22 protein-coding genes and 1 pseudogene are annotated in these 17,593 nt (G+C 70.1%); 4 read left to right on the top strand and 19 right to left on the bottom strand.

Annotation, left to right across the window (positions count from 1 at the left end; translation table 11 throughout):
• Window positions 1-4: 4 nt before the first annotated feature.
• The 17 genes from DT074_RS03180 to DT074_RS03100 all read right to left on the bottom strand — a co-directional run bounded on the left by DT074_RS03180 (window position 5) and on the right by DT074_RS03100 (window position 12,802).
• Window positions 5-1,171, bottom strand: coding sequence for a cytochrome-c peroxidase (locus tag DT074_RS03180; protein WP_119418359.1), 1,167 nt, complete (start codon window positions 1,169-1,171; stop codon window positions 5-7).
• Window positions 1,168-1,542 (bottom strand): hypothetical protein, encoded by a 375-nt coding sequence (locus DT074_RS03175; RefSeq protein WP_162914585.1) that lies wholly within the window; start codon window positions 1,540-1,542, stop codon window positions 1,168-1,170. The genes DT074_RS03180 and DT074_RS03175 overlap by 4 nt, the downstream gene beginning before the upstream one ends.
• Before the next feature lie 10 nt (window positions 1,543-1,552).
• Window positions 1,553-2,377 (bottom strand): amidohydrolase family protein, encoded by an 825-nt coding sequence (locus DT074_RS03170; protein ID WP_119418473.1) that lies wholly within the window; start codon window positions 2,375-2,377, stop codon window positions 1,553-1,555.
• A 58-nt stretch (window positions 2,378-2,435) separates the two neighbouring features.
• The gene (gene mltA / locus DT074_RS03165; RefSeq protein WP_368744398.1) at window positions 2,436-3,593 is read right to left on the bottom strand and encodes a murein transglycosylase A; all 1,158 of its coding nucleotides are present in this window, start codon (window positions 3,591-3,593) and stop codon (window positions 2,436-2,438) included.
• On the bottom strand, window positions 3,590-4,267 hold the full coding sequence (locus DT074_RS03160) for a Tim44/TimA family putative adaptor protein (RefSeq protein WP_119418356.1): 678 nt from the start codon (window positions 4,265-4,267) through the stop codon (window positions 3,590-3,592). Before DT074_RS03160 ends, mltA begins: the two co-directional genes overlap by 4 nt.
• Before the next feature lie 173 nt (window positions 4,268-4,440).
• Window positions 4,441-4,944, bottom strand: a complete 504-nt coding sequence (secB, locus tag DT074_RS03155) for a protein-export chaperone SecB (protein ID WP_119418355.1) — start codon at window positions 4,942-4,944, stop codon at window positions 4,441-4,443.
• Window positions 4,945-5,053: 109 nt separating this feature from the next.
• A complete protein-coding gene (gene dnaQ / locus DT074_RS03150; protein ID WP_119418354.1) occupies window positions 5,054-5,725 on the bottom strand; it encodes a DNA polymerase III subunit epsilon in 672 nt (223 codons plus the stop codon).
• 3 nt (window positions 5,726-5,728) lie between these two features.
• A complete protein-coding gene (gene coaE, locus DT074_RS03145) occupies window positions 5,729-6,343 on the bottom strand; it encodes a dephospho-CoA kinase (RefSeq protein ID WP_119418353.1) in 615 nt (204 codons plus the stop codon).
• Window positions 6,340-7,173: a shikimate dehydrogenase gene (locus DT074_RS03140; RefSeq protein WP_162914590.1), complete on the bottom strand. Its 834-nt coding sequence runs from the start codon at window positions 7,171-7,173 to the stop codon at window positions 6,340-6,342. Before DT074_RS03140 ends, coaE begins: the two co-directional genes overlap by 4 nt.
• Window positions 7,173-7,769, bottom strand: coding sequence for a Maf family protein (locus DT074_RS03135; protein ID WP_119418351.1), 597 nt, complete (start codon window positions 7,767-7,769; stop codon window positions 7,173-7,175). Before DT074_RS03135 ends, DT074_RS03140 begins: the two co-directional genes overlap by 1 nt.
• A gap of 16 nt (window positions 7,770-7,785) precedes the next feature.
• A complete protein-coding gene (locus tag DT074_RS03130; protein WP_162914584.1) occupies window positions 7,786-8,103 on the bottom strand; it encodes a hypothetical protein in 318 nt (105 codons plus the stop codon).
• A 273-nt stretch (window positions 8,104-8,376) separates the two neighbouring features.
• Entirely contained in the window at window positions 8,377-8,772 is a 396-nt protein-coding gene (locus tag DT074_RS03125; protein WP_162914583.1) for a bactofilin family protein, read from the bottom strand.
• Window positions 8,773-9,119: 347 nt separating this feature from the next.
• The gene (locus DT074_RS03120; protein WP_119418348.1) at window positions 9,120-9,812 is read right to left on the bottom strand and encodes an EI24 domain-containing protein; all 693 of its coding nucleotides are present in this window, start codon (window positions 9,810-9,812) and stop codon (window positions 9,120-9,122) included.
• A complete protein-coding gene (locus tag DT074_RS03115) occupies window positions 9,812-11,233 on the bottom strand; it encodes an amidase (protein WP_119418347.1) in 1,422 nt (473 codons plus the stop codon). The genes DT074_RS03120 and DT074_RS03115 overlap by 1 nt, the downstream gene beginning before the upstream one ends.
• Window positions 11,234-11,317: 84 nt before the next feature.
• Window positions 11,318-12,271: a calcium/sodium antiporter gene (locus DT074_RS03110; protein WP_119418346.1), complete on the bottom strand. Its 954-nt coding sequence runs from the start codon at window positions 12,269-12,271 to the stop codon at window positions 11,318-11,320.
• Window positions 12,272-12,297: 26 nt separating this feature from the next.
• Window positions 12,298-12,576 (bottom strand): TFIIB-type zinc ribbon-containing protein, encoded by a 279-nt coding sequence (locus DT074_RS03105; protein WP_119418345.1) that lies wholly within the window; start codon window positions 12,574-12,576, stop codon window positions 12,298-12,300.
• 22 nt (window positions 12,577-12,598) lie between these two features.
• The gene (locus DT074_RS03100; RefSeq protein ID WP_119418344.1) at window positions 12,599-12,802 is read right to left on the bottom strand and encodes an HP1242/YdcH family protein; all 204 of its coding nucleotides are present in this window, start codon (window positions 12,800-12,802) and stop codon (window positions 12,599-12,601) included.
• A 108-nt stretch (window positions 12,803-12,910) separates the two neighbouring features.
• On the opposite strand from DT074_RS03100, the gene DT074_RS03095 reads away from it, so the two are divergent.
• The 4 genes and pseudogenes from DT074_RS03095 (at window position 12,911) to DT074_RS03080 (ending at window position 16,856) form a co-directional block, all read left to right on the top strand.
• Window positions 12,911-13,831 carry a LysR substrate-binding domain-containing protein gene (locus tag DT074_RS03095; protein WP_119418343.1) on the top strand — a complete coding sequence of 307 codons (921 nt, stop codon included), beginning with the start codon at window positions 12,911-12,913 and terminating at the stop codon, window positions 13,829-13,831.
• A 46-nt stretch (window positions 13,832-13,877) separates the two neighbouring features.
• Window positions 13,878-13,943: pseudogene (locus DT074_RS28665) on the top strand (AraC family transcriptional regulator); the annotation flags it as partial.
• 158 nt (window positions 13,944-14,101) lie between these two features.
• Window positions 14,102-15,097, top strand: a complete 996-nt coding sequence (locus tag DT074_RS03085) for an adenosine kinase (RefSeq protein ID WP_119418342.1) — start codon at window positions 14,102-14,104, stop codon at window positions 15,095-15,097.
• The gene (locus DT074_RS03080; protein ID WP_119418341.1) at window positions 15,090-16,856 is read left to right on the top strand and encodes an adenylate/guanylate cyclase domain-containing protein; all 1,767 of its coding nucleotides are present in this window, start codon (window positions 15,090-15,092) and stop codon (window positions 16,854-16,856) included. Before DT074_RS03085 ends, DT074_RS03080 begins: the two co-directional genes overlap by 8 nt.
• Window positions 16,857-16,858: 2 nt before the next feature.
• Here DT074_RS03080 and DT074_RS03075 read toward each other — a convergent pair whose 3' ends face one another.
• Both DT074_RS03075 and DT074_RS03070 read right to left on the bottom strand, forming a co-directional pair.
• The gene (locus DT074_RS03075) at window positions 16,859-17,221 is read right to left on the bottom strand and encodes a histidine triad nucleotide-binding protein (protein WP_119418340.1); all 363 of its coding nucleotides are present in this window, start codon (window positions 17,219-17,221) and stop codon (window positions 16,859-16,861) included.
• A 47-nt stretch (window positions 17,222-17,268) separates the two neighbouring features.
• Window positions 17,269-17,589, bottom strand: a complete 321-nt coding sequence (locus DT074_RS03070; protein ID WP_119418472.1) for a phosphoribosyl-ATP diphosphatase — start codon at window positions 17,587-17,589, stop codon at window positions 17,269-17,271.
• Window positions 17,590-17,593 lie beyond the last annotated feature (4 nt).

Raw genomic sequence — 17,593 nt, 5'->3', positions numbered from 1 at the left:
CGGTTCAAGGACAGGCAGAATAACGCGCCGGCGCGAATTCCGGCAGCTTCGGCGCGCTGAGCGATTCGAGGAAGGCGACAAGGTCGTCGATCTCGCTCCCCTTGAGGCGCAGCGGTCGCAGCAGCTGCTCGCCGTGAACGTGCAGCCGGTTCATGTCGAGCTCGGAGTAATGCCGCACCGCGTCGCGCAGGCTGGCATAGCGGCCGTCATGCATATAGGGCGCGGTGCGCGCGGCCTCGCGCAAGCTCGGCACCTTGAAGCGGCCGAAATCGGTATGCGTCGCGCGCACCCGCCGGGTCAGCGCCGCCGCCTCGCCCTCCGCGTCGTCGCTCCACGGCCCCAGCCGGTTGAAGCGGTCGGCGGCGAGGATCTTCAGCCCGCCATGCCGCCCGAAATCCACCATCCCCGGCGCCGGCATATGCGGCACGCCGACATCGTGGAACTCGCCGTTGGTGAAAGCCGGCCCGAAATGGCAATCCGGGCAGCCCTTGCCGACGAACAGCTTGAGGCCGCGCTGCGCCGCCTGCGGATAGCGCGCCATCGCCTTGGCGTCGCCTTCCGCCAGCGCGTCGCGGAACGCGTCGAACGGCGTGCGGGGCGAGACCATGGTGGCGACGAAGGCGGCGATCGCCTTGGCCGCCCGCACCAGTGCCGCCTCGTCGCTCTCGGCCGGCGCGCCGAAGCTCGCGCGGGCGAGGCAGGTGAGGGCGGGATCGCCGGCCACCCGGCGCGCCGTCTGCGCCGCGCTGCCGCCCATCTCCTGCGGGCTCAGGATCGGGCGGATCGATTGCGCCCACAGGCTGTCGGCGCCGCCATCCCAGCCGAACCAGCGGCCGAGCCCCGCATTTAGTACGGTCGGGGTGTTGCGGTGCAGCGGCTGATAGGTCGCCGCGCGCGGCTTGCCGTCGGTCCAGGCCAGCGCCGGCGCGTGGCAGGTGGCGCAGGCGACGGTGCCGTCGGCCGATAATCGCTTGTCGAAGAACAGCCGCCGGCCGAGCTCGATCGCCGCCGGGTTCTCCGCCACGCGGTTGCTCGGATCGGCCGGCACCGCGGGCGGCCAGGGGCCGTGGCGCAGGATGCGCCGCGTCTCGGCCTCGTCGAAGCGCACCGGCGCCGCCACCGCCGCGGCGGCAAGCAGCGCTGCGATCAGGCCTGCGAGCGCCGCCCTCATTCGACCTCGATCTCCTGCACCAGCCGCTCGCGGCCGGCCGGCGTCTCGACATCGAAACGCAGCTCCCAGGCCCCCGGCATGTGCAGCAGCAGGCCCTCGGCGCGGAAGCGTCCGGACCCGGTGGCCGCGATCTCGGTGCGGTAGTTGGTGCCATGGCCATGCGCCGGCATGAAGGCATCGACGGCGACAAGCCGCGCGCTGCCGTTCCGCGCGCAGGCGCCGATCTCCAGCACATGCGGCACGCCGACGGTCAGCGCCGGCTCGGCCCGATAGGCAAGCGTCGCGGTGGCGCTCTCGATGCGCTGCGGCAGGCCGGCGAGGTCGCAGGCGACGGCCGCCGCCGGCGACAGCACCGCCAGGGCCAGGACCACGATGCGCAATTCAGCGCGACGGGGCACGCTCGCCGAGCAGCAGCGCTTCCGCATTGCGATAGGCGAGCTTCTCCGCCAGGTCGCGCGGCAGGTCGTTGAGCCAGGCGCGCGACCAGGCCGCATGCTCGGCCACGTAGTACCAGCGCTCCGGCGTGTAGGTGTCGGTGCCGACCATGAACCGGTCCGGGAAATCCATGAACAGCCGGCGCCATTCCGGGTCGACCTTGCCGCCCGAGCCGTGCTCGCTCCTGACCGCGAGATCGGCCCAGAGATTGGCGTATTTGCTCAGCATGGGCCTCAGCTTGTCCGGCCGGTCGAAGCCGGAATGCGCCCACAGGATGCGCGCCGCCGGGTCCTGCGCGAAGACGCGGTCGATCGCCTCGGCATCGCCATGCAGGTGCAGCACCAGGCCGTATTGCTTCGCCAGCTCCACCACGCGGCGCATGACGGGAAGGTCGGCATCGGCGCCGAACACGTGGAACTCGCCGATGCCGACATATTTGTAGCGGGCGAGCCGGCTCTCCAGGTGCTGGATTACCGTCGGGTCGCGCAGCCAGGTGGAAAGCTCGCCGCGCGTCCGGTAGGGGCGCAGCTCCGGCACGATCAGGTCGGGCGCTGCGTCGTAGAGCTTCTGCGTGCCGTCGTCGCTCGAGCTCGAGACCAAGGCCTTGCGCAGGCCCGCCTTGCGCAGCACCGCGATCGCCTCGTCCGGCGGCAGCATGTCCCAGGCATCGTGGCTGTAATGGATATGCGCATCGAAGATCGGCAGCTCTTCCGCTGCCGCGGCAGGGCGGACGAGCAGCAGGGCGGCGGTCAGCGCAAGCACCAGGCGCATGGCGAAGCTCTCCCCCGAAATCCGCCGCATCATAGCGCGGGCGCCGCTTGGCAGCGCTTCACGATCCCCGGAGGCCGGCGCGGGGCAGCAGCAGCCACCAGCGGCCCGGCTGCTTCATCTGCCCGGCCAGCTCGCCGGCTTCCGCCCCGAAGCCGAAATAGACGTCGCCCCTGACCGGGCCCTTGATCGCACCGCCGGTATCCTGCGCCACCATCAGCCGGCGCAGCGGCGCCGCATCCGGCGTCGTGGTGGCGAGCCAGATCGGGGCACCCATCGGAATGTGCCGGCGGTCGACGGCGAGCGAGCGGCCGGGGGTCAGCGCCACGCCCTGGGCGCCGATCGGGCCCTCGCCCGTGAGCTCGCGGAAGAACACGTAGGAGGCGTTGAGCCACATCACCCGCTCCGCCTCGCCCGGATTGGCGGCGAGCCAGGCGCGGATCGACTGCATGGAGACACGGTCCTTCGGGATCGCGCCGCGCTCGATCAGCGGCCGGCCGATGGCGAGATAGGGATGGCCGTTCTGCGCCGCATAGCCGACCCGCACATGCGATCCGTCGGCGAGGCGCACCCGGCCCGATCCCTGGATGTGCAGGAAGAAGGCATCGACCGGATCGGCCACGAAGGCGATCTCCAGCCCCTTGCCGGCCAGCGCGCCGCGGTCGATCTGCCCCCGGTCGGGATAGGGCTTGAGCGTCTCGCCCACCACGCGGCCGGCGATGCGCTGGCCCTTCAGGCTGTCGCGGAACTCGCCCAGATCGACATTCACAAGGTCCGGCGGCCGGCGATACAGCGGATAGCGGTTCGCCGCATCCTCGCTGCGGCTGCCCTTCAGCTCGATCTCGTAATAGCCGGTGAAGAGGCCGGTCGGGTTGCCCTCGGCGGTGGCGCGGAACGGGCGGAAGGCGGCTTCGATCCGGCCGCGCGCCGTTGCCGGGTCGGGGGCGGGGCCCTCGGCGCCGATCGCCGCGCAGGCCTTGGCCCAGTCGCCGGCCGTGATCTCCTGTGTCAGCACGCGGTCGGCCGGCTGCTTGGCGATGGCGGCGCAGGAGCGCGCCAGCGCCGGCCAGGCCTCGCCCACCGCATCGTCCTGCCAGCCCGGCAGCTCGGCGTAGTCGGCGGGCTCGAGCGCCAGCTTGGCGTCTTCCGGCGAAACCTTGGGTGCGCAAGCGGCGAGCGCCAGCGCGCCGGCGACGATGATGTGGAGCGGCCGGATCACGCCGGCGTGGCGGTGGCGATCAGCTGCCAGTTCGGATCCGACGAGCGCAGGTTGCGCGCGAAGGTCCAGATGTCGATGGTCTCTTCCACCGCGTTCGGGTTGCCGCCGATCAGCTGGCCATCCTTGTCGCGCGTCGCGTTGACCAGTTCGGAGACGAACCGCACCGTCACCTCGGCCATGCGGCTGCCGGTCACGTCGGCCTCAACGATCTCCGCCTCCTTGATGCCGACCAGGGTCGTCTCGTGCGTCTCGCCGCGCTTCTGGCGGTCCTCGATGGCGGCGGCGAAGCTGCGATAGACCTCGTCGCCGAGCAGCGCACGCAAGGTGCCGATATCGCCCTTGGCAAAGGCGGTGACGATCATCTCGTAGGCGCCCTTGGCGCCGTTCAGGAACTCGCCCGGGTTGAACGCCGGATCGGCGCCGCGGATCTTGGTCAGGCCGGCCGCGGCCGGGCCCTCGAAGCTCTCCGGCGCCGGCGTCGGCCGGCCGGGCAGCGGAATGACATTGCCGGGCGCACGCTCGCCCGCCGGCTGGTTGCCGCCGGGCCCGTTCACGGGGGGACGCCGCGGCTCCGCCCCGGTGCGACGGCCGAGCACGCTGCGCAGCCGCAGGACAATGAAGCCCGCGACCATCGCCAGCAGCAGTATCTCAAGCACGTTGAAACCGTCGCCCATGCGGAGCCTTTCTAACGGCGCGCCGCCCCGCCTCCGGGTACACCGGCTGGAAGCCTAGCGCGCGGGGCAGGCCGAATCCAGCAAGCTGGCCCGTCGCCTCACTGTTTGGCGGCAACCCTGAGATAAGTGCTCGGGCCGAGGTTGCAAGATCGTTACCAGAAACCCCTGCCGGCTCAGGCCGTTCCCGCCGGGCGGTTCCCGGCCTGCTGCTGGGCGGCCTGCTGCTGGCGCTGCAGCAGCTCCAGGAAGTTGATCGGCTCCAGCAGAAGCGGCGGGAAACCGCCATCGCGGATCACGTCGGCCAGCACCCGCCGGGCGAAGGGGAACAGCAGGGTCGGGCACTGCACCAGCACGGCGAGCTGCAGATGCTCCTGCGGAAAGCCGCGGATGGTGAACACGCCGCCATAGACCAGCTCGGCCACGAACAGCGTCGTGTCGTCGCGCTTGGCATTGGCGGCGAGCTTGAGCTCGACCTCATAGACATCCGGGCCCAGGCCCTTGGCCTCGACATTCACGTTCACCGTGATGTTCGGGCGCTGGTCACCCTGCAACGCCTGCGGCGCGTTCGGATTCTCGAACGAGAGATCCTTCACGTATTGCGAGTTGAGCAGGAACTGGGGCGGAACCTCTCCCTGGGGCGGGGTCGGGCCCGCGCCGGGCTTCGGCGCGTCGCTCATCGGCGGCTGGTCCTCGGGCGTTGCAATGTGTGGCGACGCCCTAGCACGCCCGCGGGGATGCCGTCACCCTCGGATTTCCCAGTGGATTTCGCGGCGGGTTTCCCGGCCCTCAGCCGCGGTCCCACAGCGCGCCTTTGACCGCCTTGTCGAGGAAGGCGCGGTGCGCCGCCAGCTCATCGGGCGAGGCCGCATGCGGCCGTGGCGGCCGGGCGATGCGCTGCACCTGCAGCACGGTGGCGCTGACCTCGACGCCCAGCACCAGGCCCGGCTGCCGGCCGCCGATCAGCTCCAGATAGACCGCGGCCAGCAGGTCGGCATCGAGCAGTGCGCCGTGCTTGTCGCGCTTGGAATTGTCGATGCCGAAGCGGCGGCACAGGGCGTCCAGGCTCGCCTGGGCGCCGGGGAAGCGCTGGCGGGCCAGTCTCAGCGTGTCGATCGCGCGGCCCGGCGGCAGCGGTGCGCGCTCGAGGCGCGAGAGCTCCGCATTGATGAACCGCATGTCGAATTCGGCATTGTGGATGATCAGCGGCGCGTCGCCGATGAAGCCGAGGAAGCCGTCGACCACCTCGGCGAAGCGCGGCTTGTCGGCCAGGAAAGCATCGGAGAGGCCGTGCACCTGGAACGCCGCCTCGGCCATCGGCCGTTCCGGGTTCAGGTAGGTGTGGAAGCTCTCGCCGGTCGGGATGTGGTTGATCAGCTCGACGCAGCCGATCTCGACGATCCGGTCGCCGGTCAGCGGGTCGAGCCCGGTGGTCTCGGTATCGAGAACGATCTCGCGCATGCCCTAAATCACCCTCCGCCGCTTCGGCGCGACTCGCTTCGCTTTCCGAATGGTACGGCGGACGGCGTCGAGGGCGAAGCGCTTGCCGAGGCCGGTCGGGATCAGGAAGTCGGCGCGGGCGCGCTTCACCTTGTCGGGCGTCTGGCGGCGGTTGATATAGGCGAACTTCTCCGGCGTCATGTCGGGCCGGCGCAGCACGCGGGCGCGCTGCACGACATGCGGCGCGCTCACCACCGCCACGCGGTCGACCCGCTTGGTGCCGCCGGTCTCGAACAGGAGCGGGATATCGAGCACGACGAGCGGCAGTCGCTTGGCCAGCGCGGCCTGCAGGAAGCGCTTCTGATAACGGCGCAGCAGCGGATGGGTGATGCGCTCCAGCCGTCGCATCTCGGCGTCGTTGCCGACCACCGCCTTGCTCAGCGCCGCGCGGTCGACCGCGCCGTTCCGAATGGTGCCGGGGAAGGCCTTGCCGATCGGTTCGACCGCGTCGCCGCCCTTGGCGTAGACGCGGTGCACGGTGGCATCGGCGTCGTAGACCGGCACGCCGAGCCGGCGGAACATCCGCGCCGTCTCGCTCTTGCCCATGCCGATCGAGCCGGTGAGGCCGAGGATGATCAACCCAGCACCCACCGGCGCAATTCCTCCGTCACTTCCGGGCGCACGCCGAACCAGGCCTCGAACCCGGCGACGCCCTGGTGGAGCAGCATGCCGAGGCCGTCGACCGCGACATGCTGGCGCTCGTGCGCAGCGGCCAGCAGCGGCGTCTCCAGCGGCGTGTAGACGATGTCGTTCACCACCGCGCCAGGCTTGAGCGGCGCGAGGTCGATCGCGAGCGGCGGCGCGCCGGTCATGCCGAGGCTCGTCGTGTTGACCAGGATATGTGCCTCGGCGAGCAGGGCGGGCACGCGGTCCCAGCCGGCCGGCCGCACCGCGGGGCCGAGCTCGCGCGCCAGCCGCTCCGCCCGCGCAAGATCGCGGTTGATCACATGCACGGCCGGCGCGCCCTGGTCGATCAGTCCGGCGATGACGGCGCGCGCGCCGCCGCCGGCGCCGAGCACCAGCGCCGGCCCGGCGCGGCAGTCGAAGCGCGGCGCGGCGGCTCTCAGATTCTCGACGAAGCCGATCACGTCGGTGTTGCGGCCTTCCAGCGTGCCGTCCTCCGCCACCACCACGGTGTTAACCGCGCCGATGCGGCGCGCCGCCGGATCGATGCGGTCGAGCAAAGCGAGTGCCGCCTCCTTGTGCGGCAGGGTCAGGTTGCAGCCGCGGAAGCCGAGCTTCGGCAGTGCCCGCAGCGCGGCTGAGAAATCCTCCGGCCGGACCGCCATCGGGATATAGGCGGCGTCGAGCCGGTGCTTGTCGATCCAGAAGCCGTGCAGCCGGGGCGAGCGCGAATGCGATACCGGCCAGCCCATCAGGCCTGCCACCATGGCCTTGCCGGTCAGGATCATCTGGCCAGCACCTGCAGTGCGCGCAGCTGCTCCAGCAGCGCCAGCAGGGGCAGGCCCTGGATCACGAAATGGTCGCCGTCGATCCGGCTGAACAATTGCACGCCCGGCCCCTCCAGCCGATAGGCGCCGACCGATGTCAGCAGCGCCTCGCCTTCGGCGGCAACATAGCCGTCGAGGAAGCCGTCGGTGAAGTCGCGCATGTGCAGGCTTGCGCGCTCGACATGGCGCCAGATCACCTGCCCGTCGCGAGCCAGCGCCGCCGCGCAATGCAACCGGTGCGCCTTGCCGCGCAGCGCCTTCAGCTGCGCCCGGGCATGGTCGAGATCCGGCGGCTTGTCGAACCAGGCATCGCCGCAGCTGAGCATCTGGTCGGCGCCGAGCACGAGCGCGCCGGGTGCGCTGAGCGAGCCGCGCGCGGCCTTGGTCTCGGCCAGGATGGTGGCGACGTCGTCGGCCGAGGCCTTCTCGGCGGCCAGCGATTGCTTGACCGCGCTTTCGTCGATGCCGACCGGCGCGACGGTGATCTCGATGCCGGCCTCGCGCAGCAGCCGCGCCCGGGCAATGCTGGCCGAGGCGAGAACCAGCGACGGCATCGCCGTCACGTCGGGTTCAAACCGGGCTGGCGCCTGCCGCGGCCTTGCGGCCCAGCACGCTGTCGATGCAGCGGCCATCCGAGACCAGGGCGAAGCCCTGGCGGGCGCGGGCCTCGACATGGCGCACCACGCCGATGCCGTCCGGCCCGTCATACAGGAACACGAACAGCGAGCATTCGAGGCCGCCGAAGGTCAGCACCTCGGCCGTCGCCTCGCGCCGGCTGAGCCGCGGCCGGCCGAGCGCCTCGATCACCGCGGCGCGGTCGAGTCCGGTCAGCTTGGGCCGTGCCGTGGCCGTGCTGGCCGGGATCACCGGCGGCCGGTCATCGGCCACCGGCGGCGCCGGCAGAGTCACGGCCAGCGCGGCTGTGCTTACCGCGGCCGGAGCCTTAGTCGTGGCCTGGATTGGCGGCTGGGCGGCCTGTTGCTGATGGGCCGTGCAACCAGCAATGGCGATCAAAAGCGCGAAGGACACAAAATTTAGGGGCGCGGCCAGTGACCACGCCCCCTTCCGTGTTTCCGTCGCGACCCGCAGCGGGTCGCCTATATCGTTGTTGCGCAACACGTTCTTCTTCTTAAGACCCCGGTCTTACCGGGGAGTTAATTTTCAATCGGCGGCAGCGTCGACATGGCGGGCCCCGTCGGCCGTGGTCGCCTCGATATGGCCGACGATCTGGCCGCCCAGCTCGATCTCCAGCTGGCCGTAGCGAACCTCGCCGGAGACCTTGCCCTTGGAGCGGATCATCAGCCGGCCGCGCACCGTCAGCTTGCCTTCGAACCGGCCGCTGATATCGGCGTCCTGGATTTCGGCCGAGCCCTTGAACAGGCCGCTCTCGGCGATCTCGATGCTCTTGCAGTCGCTCAGCGCCGCTTCGACCTTGCCTTCCACGACCAGCCGGTCGCAGGCGTTGATCTCGCCGTTCAGGCTGATGCCGCGGCCGACGGTCAGGGTGCGGTCGCTGGCATCGCTCTTCGGCGGCGAGGCCACGGTCGGCGGCGTCATCGGCCGGCCCATCGGCGAACCGGGAGGCGGCGCGCCGGGACGCAGCGGCGGGGTGGAAGCGGTGGGAAGATCAGGGCTGGGCATGGCGCTTCCTTGCGAGGCAGCGGGAGTGACGGGTCGCGGCGGCGTGGCCGGTTTCAGCGGCGCAAGCTGGGCGGGCATCGGCGGGATATCGTCCACAGGCTCCGATGTCGACTTGGGGATATTGGTCCCCGGGGGCGGTTTCTTCCGGCCGAACATGGGGCCAATCCTCTGTATCGCCACCGATGACGTCGCACACTGACCGAGTCGCCGATTCGGGTCAAGCGTTAACCCAAAAGTGTCACTCGGAAAAACGGGTTGCGGGGTTAAAGGCCGGTTCGTTTGTACAGATGAACGAAGGCCGCGGTGGTCACCAAGGGGGCCAGCAGGGCGGCCAGCGGCAGGGTGAACAGGAAGGCGCCGAGGGCGCCCGCCAGCACCACCCGGAAGCCATAGGCGCCGCGCAGCTCGGCCGCCCGGTCGGCCGGCAGGTGCCGGGTGGCGATCAGGTCGAAATACTCGCGCCCGACCAGATAGCCGTTGATCAGATAGAACAGCACCAGCCCGAACGGCGGCAGGAACAGCAGCAGGATGTAGAAGGGCAGGGCGATCAGGTTGACCAGCAGCACCAGGCCGGCGAAGCGCAGGCCCATCAGCACCGCCGGCACCAGGCCCAGCGCCCTGCCCGGCGGGTCGGCCGGATAGTGCCGCCGCTCCACCGCCTCGGCGACATCGTCCAGGAACAGGCCGACCACGGCGCTCACCACCACCGGGAACAGCACGGCCAGCAGGAAGATCGCGCCGATGCCGGAGAGGATGGCCGCGGCGGCGTTCAGCCATTCGTAGCCGGTATCGGGGATCAGCCGCGGCAGCTGCAGCGCCAGCGCGATTGCCACCACATAGGCGCCGAGCGTGATCGCCAGCGTGCGCGCCACCACGCCGCGCATGGCGGGCTCGGCCAGGTCGCGGACACCGCGCGCATAGGCGCCGAGCACGGAGATCGGCTGCGAGGTGGCCATCACGTCACGCGCGGATCGATCGGCGTCGCGTCCTTCAGGCCCAGCGCCGCTTCCAGCATTGCCGCGGCGGAGAGCAGCCGGGCCTCGCCGCGTGGCGGCCCGACCAGCTGCAGGCCGACCGGCAGGCCGTCTTTGGTGAAACCGCAGGGAATCGAGATGGCCGGCAGGCTGGTCAAGGTGACGGCGAAGGTGACGCGCACCCAGGAGATATAGGTCGGCATCGTCACGCCCTCGACCGTCTCCGGATAGCGGATGCTGTGGTCGAACGGCGGGATCGGCGCCGCCGGCAGCGCCAGGATGTCGTACTTGCGGAAGAAGGCCGAGGCGCGCTGGTAGAGCTCGCCGCGCGCCCGCTCCGCGCGCGCGATGTCGTCGACCTGGACGCGCAGGCCCTCCTCGACGTTCCACTGCACCTCGGGCTTCATCAGCTCGCGATGCGTCTCGTAATTGGCGCGCTGGCGGGCCAGGAAGCTGGACGCGCGGATGACGCGGAACATCTCCTCCGGATCGCCGAAATCGATGCTGTCCTCGGCGACGTCGACGCCCAGGCTCTCGAAGCGCCGCGCCGCCTTCGCGCAGATCTCGCGCACTTCCGGCGCGATCGGCCCGAAGCGGGAGAAGTCGGTCCAGGCGACGCGCTTCGGCGCGGTCGGGCGCAGCGCCGCGTCGAGGAACGGCACCGCCGGCGCCGGTTGCGAGATCGGGTCCTCCGGGAACTGGCCCGCCATGGCGTCGAGGAAAAGCGCCGTGTCGGCGACGTTGCGGCCCATCGGCCCGTCCACCGACATGGTGTCGAACGGCGTCACGTTCGGCCCATGCGCGACGCGGCCGGGCGAGGGGCGCAAGCCCACCACCGAGCAGAAGCTCGCCGGCGTGCGCAGCGACCCGCCGAGATCGCTGCCCGTCGCCAGCCACACCTGGCCCGCGGCCAGCGCCACCGCGGCGCCGCCGGACGATCCGGCGCAGGTCTTGCGCGTGTCCCAGGGATTGGTGGTGGTGCCCAGCACCTCGTTGAAGGTCTGCGCCCCGGCGCCGAATTCGGGGGTGTTCGACTTGCCGATCACGATGGCGCCGCGCTGCTCCAGGTTGCGCACCGAGATGTCGGAATGGGCCGAGATGTTGTCCTTGAAGATGCGCGAGCCGCGCGTGGTGCGCACGCCCTCGACATCCACCAGGTCCTTCACCGCGATCGGCAGGCCGTAGAGATAGCCGGGCGGCGGGTCGCTCGGCGGCCCTTCGGCCAGCAGCCGCCTGGCATGCGCCCGCGCCCGGTCGAAGCAGCGCGTCGGCACGGCGTTCAGGACGCCGTCGGTCTCATTGATGCGCCGCTCCGCAGCATCGATCAGATCCAGCGGCGAAACCTGCCGGGTGGCAAGGCGGTGGACCGCTTCCCGCGCGGTCAGACGGACGAGCTCTTCCATGGCGGCGGGAGAGTGGCGAAGGCGCGGAGGTTTGTACAGTTGAGCCGATGCAATCTGTGCGCGCCGGCCAGGGGCGGCGCCGCTCTACGGCGCCGTCGCCAGAAATCCGACATAGACCGCGTAGGCCAGGACGAACAGCGCCGCCTCCCATCGCTTCAGGGTCCAGCCCGTGTGCAGGAACAGCATCAGCAGGGCGGTCGTGGCGACCAGAACCCAGATATCGAACCGTGCGATCTCCGGCGGGATGGAGATCGGATGCACCACGGCGGTCAGGCCCAGGATGCCGAGAACGTTGTAGATGTTGGACCCGATGACATTGCCCAGGGCGACATCGGCATGGCGCCGCCAGGCCGCGATGACGGACGCGACCAGTTCCGGCAACGAGGTGCCGACGGCGACGATGGTCAGGCCGATCACCGTCTCGGAGACGCCCCAGCCGCGCGCCAGGCCGATCGCGCCGTCGACCAGCAGGCGGGCGCCGAGAATTGTCGCGGCGATGCCGATGCCGGCCAGGAAAAGCGAGCGCGCCAGACCGCGGCCGCGCGGTGCCGCGTCCTCGGCCACGTGCTCGTGCATGGCCGATTCCGCGTCGGGCCGTTTCCTCTCGTTCCAATACGCCCAGCCGACATAAACGACGAGCAGGGCCAGCAGCGCGATGCCGACCGCGCGATCGAGATAGCCGAGCAGGACGGCGGCGGTGCAGGCGACCGTGGATCCAACCAGTGCCAGGCCGTCGCGGCGAAACGCCGCGGGCTGCACGGCGAGCGGGGCAATCAGGGCCGCGATGCCGAGGATCAACAGGATGTTGGCAATATTCGATCCAACGACGTTGCCGACGGCGATGCCGGGGGCCTCCTCGAATGCCGCCAGAATGCTGGTGACCAGTTCCGGCGTCGAGGTGCCGAAGCCCACAATGGTGAGTCCGACCAGAAGCGGGGAAACGCCCGCGACCCGCGCGGTGCCGACGGCACCGCGCACCAGCATCTCGCCGCCCGCCGCGAGCAGGACGAGGCCGGTCAGAATCAGACCCAGCTCCATTGCGCTGTCCGTTCGATTCGCGCTGCTCAGTCGAACAAATCGGACAGGAACGATTTCCGCCGCCGGGGCGGATACGCATCATCGTCTCGCCGATAGGCCTTGGTCGTCGGCGGGGTCGCCCCCGGGCGCGGTGCCGTTTCCGCCACGCTGCGCTCGACGATCTTGTCGAGCTCGCCCCGGTCGAGCCACACGCCACGACAGCCGGGGCAATAGTCGATCTCGATGCCCTGGCGCTCGGACATGGCAAGGCCGCTCTTGCAGACGGGGCAGAGCATCGCCGCAACGGCTTCAGCGCTTCGTGTCATGTTTCGACTCCTTCTTTCGAGTTCATCGTGAGGGCTCAGCTGCGCGCTCATGCCGGGCGCCGGCCACGCGCGCCGTGATCGCGGCGATCCGGTCCTTGAGGGCCAGCCGCAGCCGCTTCAGGCGCTGGATTGTCAGCCACGGAATGACGGGCTGGCCGGCCACGCGCGTGATCTCGATATCCAGGCGGCGGTGCCGCTCGATAAGGCTTCTCAGTTCCGGTTGCATGGATGACCTCCTTGCCTGACTGATTGGCAATCTGGTGATCCACGTCCATTGATCAAATCGAAACAGAAGAGATATTCTGATAGATAGGATCTATCAACGAGGCCGCCGGTGCCGACGTTGCGCCAACTCGAATACCTGGTTGCACTGGCCGACCTGCAGCATTTCGGCCGGGCCGCGGCGGCGGCGCATACCTCGCAGCCGACGCTCAGCCATCAGTTGCGCGCGCTGGAGAAGAAGCTGGGGGTGACGTTGGTCGAACGATCCTCCGGCGGCATGGCGATGACTCCCCTGGGGCGGGAGATGGCTGCGCGGGCGCGCAAGGTCCTGCTCGCCGTGCGCGACATGCGCGAACTCGCATCGCGGGCCGCCGAAAAGCTGGCCGGGACTTTGCACTTCGGTGCGTCGCCGACGCTCGGGCCCTATCTGATGCCGCCGATCATTGCCGAGCTGCACCGCGAATATCCCGACCTGCGGCTCTATATCAGGGAGGGCATTCCCGACGATCAGGTCCGCGACCTCTCGCGCGGCACGCTCGACATGCTGCTTGGTCCCCTGCCGATGGACGCGCCCGACCTGCAGGTCGAGCCGCTGTTCCGCGAGCGGATGCTGCTGGTCAGCGCGGCCGATCATCCGTTGACCCGGCGCGAGGCGCTGCGCAAGGCCGACCTGCGCGGCATCGAGATGCTCAGCCTTGACCGCCGGCACCATTTCCACCGTCAGGTGGCGGCGCTCTGCCGCGAGATCGGCGCGGAGCTGCTGCACGACTACGAGGGCACCAGCCTCGACAGCCTGCGCCAGATGGCGGCGTCAGGCCTGGGTTTGGCGATGCTGCCGGAGCTCTATCTCCGCTCGGAAGCCGGCGGGATGACCGGCATCGTCGTTCTCGACGTCGTGGATTTGCACGCCACCCGCAGTATCGCCGCCGGCTGGCGTAAGGGCGCCGCGCTCGCGGCATCGTATCGCCGTATCGCCGAGCATATCCGGGCCAGGGCAGGGAGCTTGCTGGACGAGGGCCGATCGCGGCTTTGATCGGGCCCCGGGCCGGCGGCCGGAGCGCCGCCGAGAGGCGCGCCCGATGCAGATCGCCGTTTTGACCTTCGACGGGTTCAACGAGCTCGATTCCTTCATTGCCGCTGGCATCCACGCCAGCGTCGAGCCCTTCCTGGGCGCTGATCCGGGCGCGCGGGACGAGGCCGCCGCCTGAGGCACCCAGCAGGCTCCTGACTGGCCTGTGAGGTTGTGGGCGAGCCTTCGCCGCCTATACTCCGGCCGACTTTTCCGATTCACAGGGTGATTCACATGGCGGCTGCGCTCGACGTGCTCGGCATCGGCAATGCGATCGTCGATGTGCTGGCGCGGGCCGACGATGCTTTCCTCGCGCGGCACAAGGCGGCCAAGGGCTCGATGAACCTGATCGACGCCGCCCGCGCCGACAGCCTGTACCGCGATATGGGGCCGGGGGTCGAATGCTCCGGCGGCTCGGCCGCCAACACCATCGCCGGCCTCGCCTCGCTCGGCGCCAAGGCCGGCTATGTGGGGAAGGTGCGCGACGACCAGCTCGGCCAGGTCTTCGCGCACGACATCCGCGCGCTCGGCGTCGCCTTCACCACGCCGCCGGCGAAGAGCGGGCCGTCCACCGCGCGCTGCCTGGTCCATGTCACGCCGGACGGCCAGCGCACCATGCACACCTATCTCGGCGCCTGCGTCGAGCTCGGGCCGGACGACGTCGATCCCGACCAGGTGGCGCAGGCGCAAGTCACCTATCTCGAAGGTTATCTCTGGGATCCGCCGCGCGCGAAGGAGGCGTTCCGCAAGGCGATCCGCGCCGCCAAGGCGGCCGGGCGGAAGACCTCGCTCTCGCTCTCCGACGGCTTCTGCGTCGACCGCTACCGGCGCGAGTTCCTGGAACTCGCGAACGGCGAGATCGACATCCTGTTCGCCAACGAGGCGGAGATCCTGTCGCTGTTCGAGGCCAAGAGCTTCGACGAGGCGCTGCAGGAAGCGCGCAAGCTGCCCGGCATCGTTGCGCTGACCCGCTCCGAGAAAGGCTCCGTCGTGGTCAACGCCAAGGGCGACGAGGTGCATGTCGTCGATGCGGCGCCGATCAAGCAGCTGATCGACACCACCGGCGCCGGCGATCTCTACGCCGCAGGCTTCCTGTTCGGCTTCACTCGCGGCCGCGCGCTCGCCGAATGCGCCCGGCTCGGCGGGCTTTGCGCCGGCGCGATCATCCAGCAGATGGGCGCCCGGCCGCAGGTCGCGCTGCGCGAGGCGCTGCAGGGCCAGCTTGGATAACGCATCGGCCCTGCGGGCGCGCGCGCTCCGGTTCGACTGGCGCTCGATCGACTGGTTCGGCCGGCTCCGGCTGGCGAGCGGGCTCACGCTCTTCACCTTCGTCGGCACGCATCTCCTGAATCACGCGCTCGGGCTGTTCGGGCTCGACGCGATGGAGCTCGGCCGCGAGGTCTTCACCTGGCTCTGGCGCGGCTGGATCGGCACGATCGCGCTGTATGGCGCCGCCATCCTGCATCTCTCGCTGGTGCTCACCTCGATCTTCAGGAAGCGCGGCTGGCGCGCGGTCGGCTGGCCGGAATACCTGCAGATCGCGCTCGGCCTCTGCGTGCCGCTCCTGGTGGCGCAGCACGCCATCGCCAATCGCGGCGCGCACGAGATGTTCGGGCTCGACGACAGCTACGCGCTGGTGCTGCTCGCGCTCTGGGTGCAGAAGCCGGAGCTCGGCCTCACCCAGTGCCTGCTGATCCTGATCGCCTGGACGCATGGCTCGATGGGCGTGCATTTCTGGCTGCGGCTCAAGCCCTACTACCCGACCTTGCGCCGCTTCCTCTATCCGGCGGCGCTGCTGCTGCCGGTGCTCGCCATCGTCGGCTTCGTCGATGGCGGCCGCCAGCTCGAGGCGCGCCTCGCCGACCCGATCTATCGCGCGCGCCTGGTGGCGCCGCTGCGCGCGCTGCCGCCCGCCGCGCCGGTCTGGGTGCAGGAGATGACCGACCGGGCGCAGATCGGCTTCGCCGCGCTGCTCGGCGTGCTGTTCGCCGCCCGGCTGGCCCGCGGCGCCTTCGAGCGGCGGCGCGACTTCATCGTCTTGAGCTATCCGGGCGAGCGCCGCGTCAACGTGCGCCGCGGCACCTCGGTGCTGGAGGCAAGCCGGCTCTCCGGCATCCCGCATGCCTCGGTCTGTGGCGGCCGCGGCCGCTGCTCGACCTGCCGCATCCGGCTCGGCGACGGCAAGGCGGAGGTCGAGCCGGCCGGCGAGGACGAGCTCACGGTGCTGGCCCGCATCGGCGCGCCGGAAGGCGTGCGCCTCGCCTGCCAGGTCCGGCCGACCCACGACCTGCAGGTGACGCCGCTCTTGCCGCCCACCGCCTCGGCGCGCGACGGCTTCCAGCGCCCGGCCGACCACCAGGGCAGCGAGCGCGAGATCGCCATCCTGTTCGCCGATCTGCGCGCCTTCACCCGCTTCTCCGAAAAGAAGCTGCCCTATGACGTCGTCTTCGTGATGAACCAGTATTTCCGCGCCATGGGCGAGGCGATCGAGCATGCCGGCGGCACGGTCGACAAGTTCATCGGCGACGGCGTGATGGCGCTGTTCGGCCTCGATACCGACAGCGGCCGCGGCTGCGCCCAGGCGCTGGTCGCCGCGCGCGACATGTCGATCGCGCTGCGCCAGCTCAACCAGAACCTGGCGAACGACCTGTCGGAGCCGCTCCGCATCGGCATCGGCATCCATGCCGGCACGGTGATCGTCGGCGAGATGGGGCATGGCCGGGTGATGTCGGTGACGGCAATCGGCGATGCCGTCAACACGGCGAGCCGGCTCGAGACCATCACCAAGGAATTCGGCGCCCAGCTCGTGGTGTCGAAGCGGGTCGGCAAGCGCGCCGGCGTCAACCTCAAGGTGTTCCCGCGCATGGATCTCGACGTGCGCGGCCGCAGCGAGGTGCTCGCCGCCTACATCATCGCCGACGCCCAGGACCTCGACCGCGTGCTCTCCGCGGCGGCGGCGGTGGCCGAAGAGGGCGGGGCCAAAGCCTGAAGTCAGGCCCGCTTCAGCATCGGCCCCAGATTGCGGCCGGCGAATACGTGCACATGCAGGTGCGGCACTTCCTGGTTCGCATCCGTCCCGCTATTGGCCAGGATGCGATAGCCGCCCGGCTCGGCGCCCACCATGCGCGCCACCTCGCCGATGGCGCGGGTGAAGTCGGCAAGCTCGGCATCGGTCGCCTTGGCGGTGAAGTCCGCCAGGCTTTCGTAGGCGCCCTTCGGGATCACCAGCACATGGGTCGGCGCCAGCGGATTGATGTCGTGGAAGGCGAGGCTGTGCGCCGTCTCATGCACCTTCTTGCACGGCAGCTCGCCGCGCAGGATGCGCGCGAAGACATTGTTCGAATCGTAGGCCATGAACCGCTCCGGGACTTGTCCCGGCCAGTCTAGATCGAGAGGCGCCTCTAGGCGACGCGCTGCTTCTTCTCGTCGACGCCCGACGTGCCTTCGCGGCGCTCGAGCTCGGCCCAGACCTCGGACGGGCGGATGCCGGCATCGGCCCACAGCACCAGCAGATGGAACAGCAGGTCGGCGCTCTCGCTCACCATGTGGTCGTGGTCGTGCTGCATGGCCGCGATCGAGACCTCGACGGCCTCTTCGCCCACCTTCTGGGCCATTTTCGGCCGGCCCTTCTGGAACAGGCGGGCGACGTAAGACCGCTCCGGATCGACGCCGCGGCGGCTGACGATCAGATCGTACAGGCGCTGCACCACGGCCCCGTTCATCGGC

The organism is Desertibaculum subflavum (assembly GCA_003576705.1).
Taxonomy (GTDB): domain Bacteria; phylum Pseudomonadota; class Alphaproteobacteria; order Ferrovibrionales; family Ferrovibrionaceae; genus Desertibaculum; species Desertibaculum subflavum.
This window is presented reverse-complemented; position numbering and strand designations above follow the sequence as displayed.